12 protein-coding genes are annotated in these 9,719 nt (G+C 62.1%); 5 read left to right on the top strand and 7 right to left on the bottom strand.

All coding sequences use genetic code 11. The annotated features are described in order from the left end of the window. A partial coding sequence (locus K1X71_17865; GenBank protein MBX7075013.1) for a hypothetical protein occupies positions 1 to 349 on the top strand: 349 nt, incomplete at its 5' end. Positions 350 to 510: 161 nt separating this feature from the next. On the opposite strand, the gene K1X71_17860 is transcribed toward K1X71_17865, so the two are convergent. The 4 genes from K1X71_17860 to eno form a co-directional block, all read right to left on the bottom strand. Then, positions 511 to 1,131, bottom strand: coding sequence for a hypothetical protein (locus K1X71_17860; GenBank protein MBX7075012.1), 621 nt, complete (start codon positions 1,129 to 1,131; stop codon positions 511 to 513). Between the two features lie 73 nt (positions 1,132 to 1,204). Beyond that, complete coding sequence (locus K1X71_17855) at positions 1,205 to 2,083, bottom strand: hypothetical protein (GenBank protein MBX7075011.1); 879 nt, start codon at positions 2,081 to 2,083, stop codon at positions 1,205 to 1,207. Between the two features lie 29 nt (positions 2,084 to 2,112). Further along, positions 2,113 to 2,442, bottom strand: a complete 330-nt coding sequence (locus tag K1X71_17850) for a cupin domain-containing protein (GenBank protein MBX7075010.1) — start codon at positions 2,440 to 2,442, stop codon at positions 2,113 to 2,115. Positions 2,443 to 2,477: 35 nt separating this feature from the next. Continuing rightward, positions 2,478 to 3,788, bottom strand: a complete 1,311-nt coding sequence (gene eno / locus K1X71_17845) for a phosphopyruvate hydratase (protein MBX7075009.1) — start codon at positions 3,786 to 3,788, stop codon at positions 2,478 to 2,480. A 100-nt stretch (positions 3,789 to 3,888) separates the two neighbouring features. Here eno and K1X71_17840 point away from each other — a divergent pair, with 100 nt between their 5' ends. Continuing rightward, on the top strand, positions 3,889 to 4,317 hold the full coding sequence (locus tag K1X71_17840; protein ID MBX7075008.1) for a hypothetical protein: 429 nt from the start codon (positions 3,889 to 3,891) through the stop codon (positions 4,315 to 4,317). A gap of 311 nt (positions 4,318 to 4,628) precedes the next feature. Next, positions 4,629 to 5,204 (top strand): hypothetical protein, encoded by a 576-nt coding sequence (locus K1X71_17835; GenBank protein ID MBX7075007.1) that lies wholly within the window; start codon positions 4,629 to 4,631, stop codon positions 5,202 to 5,204. 37 nt (positions 5,205 to 5,241) lie between these two features. Here the strand turns inward: K1X71_17835 and K1X71_17830 are convergent, their stop codons facing one another. Beyond that, positions 5,242 to 5,835 (bottom strand): sigma-70 family RNA polymerase sigma factor, encoded by a 594-nt coding sequence (locus K1X71_17830; GenBank protein ID MBX7075006.1) that lies wholly within the window; start codon positions 5,833 to 5,835, stop codon positions 5,242 to 5,244. A gap of 465 nt (positions 5,836 to 6,300) precedes the next feature. On the opposite strand from K1X71_17830, the gene K1X71_17825 reads away from it, so the two are divergent. Together K1X71_17825 and K1X71_17820 are read left to right on the top strand one after the other, a co-directional pair. Further along, positions 6,301 to 6,582: a ferredoxin family protein gene (locus K1X71_17825; protein MBX7075005.1), complete on the top strand. Its 282-nt coding sequence runs from the start codon at positions 6,301 to 6,303 to the stop codon at positions 6,580 to 6,582. 410 nt (positions 6,583 to 6,992) lie between these two features. Then, the gene (locus K1X71_17820) at positions 6,993 to 8,555 is read left to right on the top strand and encodes a 2-isopropylmalate synthase (protein ID MBX7075004.1); all 1,563 of its coding nucleotides are present in this window, start codon (positions 6,993 to 6,995) and stop codon (positions 8,553 to 8,555) included. 8 nt (positions 8,556 to 8,563) lie between these two features. On the opposite strand, the gene K1X71_17815 is transcribed toward K1X71_17820, so the two are convergent. Further along, positions 8,564 to 9,058: a DUF420 domain-containing protein gene (locus K1X71_17815; GenBank protein ID MBX7075003.1), complete on the bottom strand. Its 495-nt coding sequence runs from the start codon at positions 9,056 to 9,058 to the stop codon at positions 8,564 to 8,566. A 99-nt stretch (positions 9,059 to 9,157) separates the two neighbouring features. Further along, entirely contained in the window at positions 9,158 to 9,700 is a 543-nt protein-coding gene (locus K1X71_17810) for a class IV adenylate cyclase (protein ID MBX7075002.1), read from the bottom strand. Positions 9,701 to 9,719 lie beyond the last annotated feature (19 nt).

The following is a 9,719-nucleotide window of genomic DNA, read 5'->3' as shown; positions in this document are numbered from 1 at the left end:
ATTCAAGGAACTTTCGCGGCCGAACTTCAGTTTTCCCGGCGCCTGGCTTTACCGGCACGGATTGCAAATTCACTTGATCGTGGACGAAACGGCGCCCACCGAGAAGGCGGCGCTCTCCACCCGCACCGATCACTTGGCGCTGCACGTGGCCGATGTCGACGCCGTGGAGCAGACGCTGCGCGAGCAAGGCATCGTGTACCGGCGCAATCACGTCGCTGAACGCAACATCACGCAACTCTTCTTGCAAGACCCGGATGGGCATCACATCGAGATCGGCTGCTACCCGGCCAACGCCGAGGCGCCGATGCTATTGCGCGCCGCAGAGATCGGCGCGGCCGGCAAGGCTTAGGCCGCCGAAGCGCATGCGGGCGGAGTGTTCGCGCGGCGACAACAGGGCAGGACTAAAGTCGGCATCGCCTCCTGAACGATATTGGGCGACGCAGCGCTTCGATGCCTCGCTCCTCACCCTGCCCTCTCCCTGCAATCGGGGCGAGGGTTCTGAATCGGGCGCTAGTCGATCGTAGGGGGCGCGGCAAAGGGATTGTCGCCGCTGGGGCCGTGCGGCACGTCTTCCTGCGTGCGGAATGGGCTGGCGCCGCCTGGGCCGAGCAGGAACGGCGAGCCGCGCCGCTCGAACGCGGCGATCACGTGCGGCCGGGTCATGAAGTACCAGAGCAGGCCAGCATAGACAATGGGAAACACCAGAGTCAGCATCCCGATAATCATAAGCACTGAAGTGGGGATCTCTGCCACACGGCTGACAGCGGATAACGGGCCTCGCGCAAGTACGATGCGCGTAATGAAGCTTATGGTTGCCAAATGAAGTGCGTTCCGAATCACTGAATAAATCGCATATCCTACGGCCAGCTTGCGGCCCCAGCGCTTCATGTCCAGTAGGCCAATTCCCGAGATGAGGCACAAGAGCGTGCCCAGTTCGCCCAACGCAATGTTCGTCCAATGCCACGTTGTCAGCCAATGGCTTCTGTTGATGACATCCTGCATTGGACTTCGCCACATGGATGGCAGCCCATTCAACACTAGCAATAGATTGGAGCCCGCCCCGAGCAGTCCAAAAATGCCAATGATGAGGTTCAGCACACCAAAAATAGTGACCGAGACGGGACGGTACATGGCGGCAACCACGACAGAGTGTGACGATCCGCGCGCGAGGCACTGCGCTCGTCAGCCGTTATAACGCTCGCCGCTAGCGCGCGTAAGGCGAGCCCGGCAGGCGGGCGATGCGAGCCGGATCGACGCCACCACCGCCCGGCGCGAAGCGCGGATCGACCACCGGATAGGCCGGCGGCGGCAATTGCGGATTGGCCGAGATGGCGGGCGCCGCCGAACCGGCGGCCGCAAAGCCAGTGGCGCCGCGGGCGCTATCCAACCGCGCGTAGTGACGATAGGCGTCGATGCTCGCCGGCGGGCGATGCGCGAGCTTTTCCGCGCTGGCCGAGCGCTTGTACGACAAGAGGCGGCCGCGGCTGCGCGCGGCCATCATCAAGGCGTCGAGTTCTGGCACGCGCTGCCAGGTCTTGTCGACCGACTGGCCATCGATCTTGACAGTCACCTTCACGGGACCATCGGCCTGCGATTCGCGCTCAAAGTAGCTGGCCTGGTTCAACTGCGCGATGGCGCGGTCCAACCCCACGCGCGGCAGGTCGAGTTCCCACACCTCCTCAACTTGAGTCGGCGGATCGATCGCGTCGCCAATCAGCGGCGCCTTGCGCAAGCTCGCGGTCCACTTGTCGCTCAGCGACTCCTTGCCGCCGCTGGCGACCGTCTCGGGGAATTTCGATTTCACCGTCACTCGCGCCAGCGCGTAGCCGGGCATGTCGCCCGGGTGTGGATATTCGATTTCCAATCGGCCAAAGGTGGTCCGGTCTTCCAGGGTGCTGGGCAGTTGATCGTAGGAGACCTGTTGCCCCTCGATGCGAGCCACCGCCACCGGGGCTTTGAGCGCGCCGGCGTCGACCTCGTAGCTGAGGTTGGCTTTTTCGAACAGGCTGGCGGCGGAGTCGTACGGCATGGCGGGCGGGCGATAGCCGGCCTTGCAACCGCAGACCACGCAAAGCAAGAGCATGGCCGTCATCGATTGGGTCTGCCGCGCGGTCAACGGTAGTCCTCGCGTATCGGGTAGAAGGCGTCGATCGCGCGCACGGGTTGGTCGAGCGCGATCACCTGGTGAGGGACGCCGCCGGGAATGCGCCACATCTGCCCGGTGGTGACGATTCGCGACTCGCCCCCGATCACAAACTTTGCGGAACCGGAGAGCATCAGTCCCATCTGCTCGTGCGGATGGCTGTGCTCCGCGATCACAGCGTGGGGTTGCATCTCCACAAGCGACAGCGTCATCTGCTCGCCGCAGGTGGTGTAGATGTCGACTCCAGGGAAGATTTGGTGGTGAGAGCAGTCTTTCTTATCGACGTAGTATCCGAACATCTTCAAGAATCCCTATCCTTGTCAAATCGCTGAAACTAGGCAGTCTTTACGCCTTCCAAACGCTCGGCAATCTTTAACAGGCGGTTGTATTTTGCCAGCCGCTCGCTGCGCGCGATCGAGCCGATCTTGATCTGCTCGGCGCCGACGCCCACCGCCAAATCGGCCAGAGTCGAGTCTTCTGTCTCGCCGCTGCGGGCAGAGACAATGCGTCGATAGCCGGCGCTATGCGCCAGGCGCAGCGCGCGCAGCGACTCGCTGACCGTGCCGATTTGGTTGACTTTTACGAGCACGGCATTTGCGGCGCCTGTCTCGATGCCCCAGCGGATGCGCGCCGGATTGGTGGTAAAGAGATCGTCTCCCACCAGTTGCACCTTGTTCCCCAGCCGCGCGGTCAGCATCTGCCAGCCGCTCCAATCCTCTTCGGCCAACGCGTCTTCCACGCTGGTGATGGGGTACTCGCTGATTAGCCGCTCGATCTCGTCGACCAGTTCGTCGCTGGTCAAGGCGCCTCCCGACGTTGCGCGCAGCCGATACATGCCATCGGAATAAAAATGTGTGGCGGCGACATCGAGCGCCAGCGTGACATCGAGGCCGGGGCGCAGTCCGGCCGCCGCGATGGCGCGGACGACGAACTCGATCGCCTCGCGGTTGCTCTTGAGCCGGGGGCCAAAGCCCCCCTCGTCGCCGACCAGCGTCCCCTCATAGCCCGCCTCGGCGAGCAGTTTGCCCAGGCGGCGATAGATGCGGACGGTCCATTCCAGTCCGGTCGCCAAATCGGGCGCGCCGACCGGCTGCACCAGCACGTCTTGAAAGTCGAGGTTGCCGCCAGCGTGCAATCCGCCCGAGATCATGTTGATCATCGGCAGCGGCATGCGTGGTCGATCGATGGTTTGCGCGGCGGCACGTTCGCTGCCAGCGGCGGTAGTCGGCTCGTACGTTGCAAAGATATGTTCGTAGAGCCACACGTGGCGCGCCGCGGCGCCCAGGCGCAGTGCCGCCAGCGACGCGCCCAACAGCGCGTTGCCGCCAAGTTGCGTCTTGCGATCGGTGGGGTCGAGCGCCAGCAGGCGATCGTCGATCGAGAACTGATCGGCCGGATCGAGCCCCATAAGCGCCGGCCCGATCACGCGGTTCACGTTGTCGACGGCGCGCAAGACGCCGGCGCCGTCGTAGCGCGCAAGGTCTCCGTCGCGCAGTTCCAGCGCCTCAAAGCGTCCCGTGCTCGCGCCAGAGGGGACCATCGCCGACGCGCAGTGTCCGGCGTCGTCCAACATCTCGACCTCGACGGTCGGCCGACCGCGGCTATCGAGCACTTCGCGGGCATGCACCTTGGCAATCACGGTCATGGGGGAGGCGCCTTGCATCGGTCTTGAATTGGTCGTTTCCTTGCAGCAAGCTACCAAACGCGAGGGCGGGGTTCACGGAAATGCCACTCGGGCCGCGACCATGATTCAACTCAATCCGTACGAATCACCGCGCCCGTTGAACTTTCAACAGCCATCTACCGTGCTGCAAGGCGCCAGCCGACTGGCTCGCGCCGCTGTGCTTGGCGCCGTGGGATACTGCGTCTACTTTGCGAGCGTGTTTGCGTTTTCGCGAATGGATTCGTCCATCTCTTGGGAAGCGGCCAGTTGGACGGCGGGCGGTGTTGCCGCCTTTGCATTCGCATTGTCGGAGATCTTTTGCGCAGACCTGTGGGCACTACGCACGTCTCTGCTCCGGCGATTGATGCTTTCTATCACTGCAACGATTGTTAGTTGTCTGGCGGCCGATCCGATCGCCGCGTTGGCCGGCGTGGAGTTGCGGCATCATCGCGAACTACTGGTTTTACCTTGGCTGGCAATTGCGTTACCGGTCTTGCCATTTTCGTGCTGACCTTTTGCTTGAAGGCCAAAGCAGTCGCGCACAGGAACGAGGAAAAAACAATCAAGGACAGGCCAATAGCCTAACGTGACCAACGCCAATTTCCGTCCAACACTTTGGGATCACCTCCGATCGAGGCGCTTCGCGGGTGCCGGCGGAAGCAGGCGCCTCAAGTGAGCACAGGCGCGCGGTAATGCACACGCGACTTTTTCAACTCAGATTTGCTTGACGCACAATCGAAGCTGAAATCAGACTGACCGATGCTTGCCGGAACCGCGAACTGAGAGGCTTACCACTTTGCTTCCGTGAATCGAGGGTTCGCCATGCATGCTCCAGCCCCTACCCAAGAAGTGTTGGCGACTTTGTCGCGAAACAAGTCAGTCACTCTCCGATCGGCGCTTTTGGTGGTCGCCTTTCTGGTTGGGTTGTGGACAGACCGGGTTTATGGTCAGACCGAAACACTGTCAGGAGCCACGATCGGCATGGACAACCAGTTCGTATTTGCGCATACCAGTCTGCCTGAAGCCACAGGCATCGATTTCAGCTTCAGTGGCGGGTTCGCGCCGATGTATCCACTGGAAGAAAGCCACACGGTGGTCATCAATTTTGAATGGGGTCCGACTGCGACTGGTCCTTGGACCGTCAGCCCGGACTATGTGAATACCGTGCCCGGTGGGATGACCGATTTTTTTGCGACGGGAGTATTCCCTGGTCCCGATGACGCTCCATTTGTGGCGATTCACTTCTACGCAGGTGATTTCATGGTTGTAAGCGGGACGTTCACGCATACCTCCGTGATTCCGGAGCCGGCCACTTGGAGCCAGGGAATGCTCGGCGCTTCGATGTTGGGAGTGCTCGGATTTCGTCGCCACCGCCGCGTCAACAGCACATCCGCGTGAAGCAAACGCGCAAAGCTACTCAGCAATCGTCACGCGCTTAGCGCGCGTTCTCGGCGGCGCGCATCTTGTCGCGCGCTCGGCTGAGGAGCGGGCCGATGCTGTTTTCGGGCATGCCCAACTCGCGGCTGATCTGGCTATAACTCTTGCCTTCGAGATGGTGCATGCGCACCACTTCTTGCTCGGCGGGGCTGAGCAGTTCCAGCAGGCGCGCGACTTCTTCGCGGTTGTCGAGCGCGGCGGCATCGGACGACTGGCGCCCGTTGTGCGCGGCGGCCGCCAACGGCGCGGCGCCGACCTCGGCGGCAATGTCGCCCAGCCGGGCTGGCGACTTTTGTTCGATCAGGCGTTTGACGGCCACACGCCGCGCGATCACGGTGAGGTACGTCGCCAGACTGCTCTGGCCACGAAAGCGCCGCAGCACCGCGAAGTCGTCGCGCACGAAGGCTAGAAAGGCCTCGGCGCACAGATCCTCGCGCTCGTCGGGGGTGAGCCGCATGGAACGCGACTGGGCCGAATGATTTACAACGTGAACCACCAACCCCATGAAGCGATCGACAAAATCTTCCCAGGCCCGTGGCTTGCGAGCCAGACAGCGTTCCAGCAGATGGCGATCGATTTCGGAAAGCGCCACGCAAGACCACCCGGTCGGAAAGCGAGTCGGTCGAACGACCGGTCGCCCCCTGGCCTATGAGATAGGTGTTGTGGCACGGCAAATCCCGACCACAACCATTGCTAAGTTCGATTCTAAGAGCGATTCACAAACGCGGCAAGCACGGCCGATAACCTCCTGTATCTGCTTGCCCGCCGGCGGCAGATTGCCCCGGTTGACACTCTTGGCGCGTCGCTTTAAGATTCGGTGGTCCGCTGCATGGATTTTGTCAAGTGCTTCGCCAGTAAGCACTTGGCGACCTCAGGGCAGAGAGGTTTTGGCGGCGGAGCGGTTTTGACAGGAGGAGTTTTCGGGGCAAGTTGGTCGTGTGGTTAGTGGCCCTCGAACACGCTGGCTCGTGGGCCTCGCAAGCGCATGTTCGCACGAGTCGACCGTTCGGCACAGAACGCCGTCCGCCGCTCGTCGAGTTCAAGGAGATTTGTTTCGATGACTCACGTCGTTGCCGAGCCATGCTTTGCCTGCAAGTACACCGATTGCGTGGTGGTCTGCCCCGTGGAGTGCTTCTACGAGGGTGAGAAGATGCTTTATATCCATCCGGATGAATGCATCGATTGCGAGGCTTGTGTGCCGGAGTGCCCCGTGGAGGCGATTTTCCACGTCGACAATCTGCCCGAGGAATGGACCGACTTCACCGCGCTGAACGCCGAGATGGCGACGCAATGCCCGGTGATTACCGAAAAGAAAGAGCCGTTGGCTGGCAAGGAATAGTGGCTCGCCGAGGGCGAACCAGATTTCTTGACCCGCTGTCTGTAAGTGGCTAGAGTGTTGAAACGATTGACCGTTTTCGCACGAAACGAGCATTGTGTGATGATCCTGACCTCCGCCCTGCTACTTGCGAGCTTGCTGCCGCTACTCCCGGCGGGGAGGCCGTAGGGGATCCGCACACGTATTGTGTAGATAATCAAGAACCCCGAGGCCTGACCGGTCTCGGGGTTTTTTTGTTACCGATGGATTGTCACATCAACTTGCAACGCGACTTTTCCATGATATCGCCTACGCATCGCTGGCAGCGCGAACCGAGGGCGCGACTGGTGCTACCGAGGCCGACCCCGCGTCGGCCTGCCTAACGCGCTATTCGCTACTGTTCGTTCAACGCTTGCCAGAAAGAGCTATTCGTTATGTCCGCTTCAGCCACTCGACACATTCGCATATTCGACACCACGCTGCGCGACGGCGAGCAATCGCCCGGCGCCAGTATGAACCGCGCCGAAAAACTGGAGATCGCCCAGGCGCTGGTCGACTTGAAGGTCGACATCATCGAGGCAGGTTTCCCGATCGCTTCCCCCGGCGACTTTGAAGCTGTGCGCGAGATCGCCAATTCGGTCCGCGGCGCCGTCATTTGCGGCCTGGCCCGTTGCAACGACGCCGACATCGACCGCGCCTGGGAGGCGCTGGTCGGCGCGGAGCAGGCCCGGATTCATGTCTTTTTGGCGACCAGCGCCATCCATCGCGAGTTCAAGCTCAAGATGACCAAGGAAGAAATCATCGAACGGGCGAAGGCGGGCGTGCGTCGCGCGGCCGCCTATTGCGCGGATGTCGAGTTTTCTCCCGAAGACGCGGCGCGCACCGAGATCGACTTTTTGTGCCAGGTGGTGGAGGCGGCCATCGCCGCCGGCGCCACCACGGTGAACATCCCCGATACGGTGGGCTACGCCACGCCGGCGCACTACGCGCATGTGATCGGCTCTTTGATCAACCGTGTGCCAAACATCGACCGCGCGGTGGTTAGCGTACACTGCCACAACGACCTGGGGCTGGCGGTGGCCAACAGTCTGGCCGCGGTGGAAGTGGGCGCCGGACAGATCGAGTGCACCATCAACGGCATCGGCGAGCGGGCCGGCAACTGCTCGTTGGAAGAAGTGGCGATGGCGCTCAAGACGCGGCACGATTACTACCGCTGCGGCACGGGCATTGTCACCGAACGGTTGGTGCCAACTAGCCGACTGGTGTCGCACATCACCGGCTTGCAGGTGCAGCGCAACAAGGCAATTGTCGGGCGCAACGCCTTTGCCCACGAGGCGGGCATCCACCAGGACGGCTTTCTCAAGGAACGCACCACTTACGAGATCATGCGGCCCGAGGATGTTGGTTTCGCCAAGACCGATCTGGTGCTCGGCAAACACAGTGGCCGCGCGGCGCTGGCCGATCGGGCCAAGGCGATGGGCTATCACTTGGACACCGAGCAACTGCAAATCGTGTTCGACCAGTTCAAGGTGTTGGCCGACAAAAAGAAAGAGCTCTACGACAGCGACCTCGCCGCGCTCATCGAGCAGCAAATTCGCGAGGTGGGCGAGCGGTGGAGCTTTGAGGCGTATGAGATTCGCTCGGGCGGCGCTCAAGCGCCTTGCGTGCGGTTGTCGCTGCACAACGGCAGCGAAGTGGTGACTCGCGAGGTGTCGCAGGGAGACGGCCCGGTGGATTGCATCTTCCTGGCGGTCGAGGAAATCACCGGCGTCACGCTGCGCTGTCGCGATTTTCAGGTGCATAGCGTGTCGGTAGGCAAAGACGCGCAGGCGGAAGTGACCGTGGAGGTGGAACACGAGGGCCAGCTTTATCGCGGCCGCGGCGTTTCGACCGACAGTCTGGAATCTAGCGCCCGCGCGTTTTTGGACGCTGTGAACCGCGTGGTGCTGATGCAAAACCACTGCGCTCAGCAGCGCGTGGCGGCGCCGGTCACCTGACGCATGCGCTAGCTGGCGACAAACGCCAGCCAGTAGAAAATCCAGCCCGTCACGGCGGTCAGCGCCATGTCGATGGCGGCGATCCACCCCCAAAGCCGGTGCGTGCGACTGTGCGCGGCCGGCGCGGGGGGACGGGGGAATCGCCACAGCGCGGCGGCAATCACGCCGGCCCAGACGAGCGGCACGCTGACCGCAAACACCAAATGCACATAGAGCGCGGTGAAGACCGCGCCGTGCGCCTCGTTGGTCCCAAAGTAGGGGCTGGCCTGCGCGCGCTCGCGCCAGCCGTTGATCCGCATATCGACTTCAAACAACGTCACCGTGATCGCCAACACGGTCGCCAGCCCCAACTGTAGCCACTTGTGCCGTTGAAAGCTCCGCCGGCCACGCGACAGCCAGATACTCAGCGCCATCAGCGCCAAGATGAAGACCATTGCCACCACGACGATGTCGAGCATCAGCGACGCGCGCGTGCCGAGAAAACCATCGATGCCCGGATACATGCTGGCTCCGCGCGAACTGAGCAACCCAATGCCGCCAAACCGTTGATTCTACGACATGGCGGCGGTCGATCAGAAGGGGCAGCCGGCAAGGTATGTGCGCTACCTGGCAATCGCGATCAACAGGTTGCTGTACGACCCCTCAACCAGATCGGCGGGCTGAATGCCAAACTCGCCGCTCAGCCGGGCAAGTTGCATGTGGCCAGAGCGGTCGTCGTGGTCGGCGTCGAGCACCGCCTCGAACTCCAAGAACGCCCCCAGGCCGACCACTTCATCCAAGTGAATGCGCACGTTGTTCCACCAGTAGACTTCGCGGCGCTTTTCGACCACTACCCACAGTCCCAGCGCGCTGGCCAACGTCTGCTTGAGCGTTTCGGGATTGGCCACCGGCGTCAGCAGATAGTCGCTCCCTTTCGACTCGCTCTGGTCTGGGCGGTGATAGGCGATCAGCATCGCGGAGAGACCATCAATCTGGCGGAGTTTCAGCCGACCGTGGCGGCAATGAAAGTAAGTGTCGATCTGCTGTTGCGGCCCCGCATTGGCCGTGGCGAGGCGTTCGGCCACGCCGCGCGCTTCCGCGGGATCGCGCAAGCGTGCCTTGAGTTCGATGTTGCGCCGCATGCCGGGCGATCGCTGCGCGGTCATGTTTGTCCTCCGTGACACA

This window comes from Pirellulales bacterium (genome assembly GCA_019694455.1).
In the GTDB taxonomy this organism is placed as follows: domain Bacteria; phylum Planctomycetota; class Planctomycetia; order Pirellulales; family JAEUIK01; genus JAIBBY01.
This window is presented reverse-complemented; position numbering and strand designations above follow the sequence as displayed.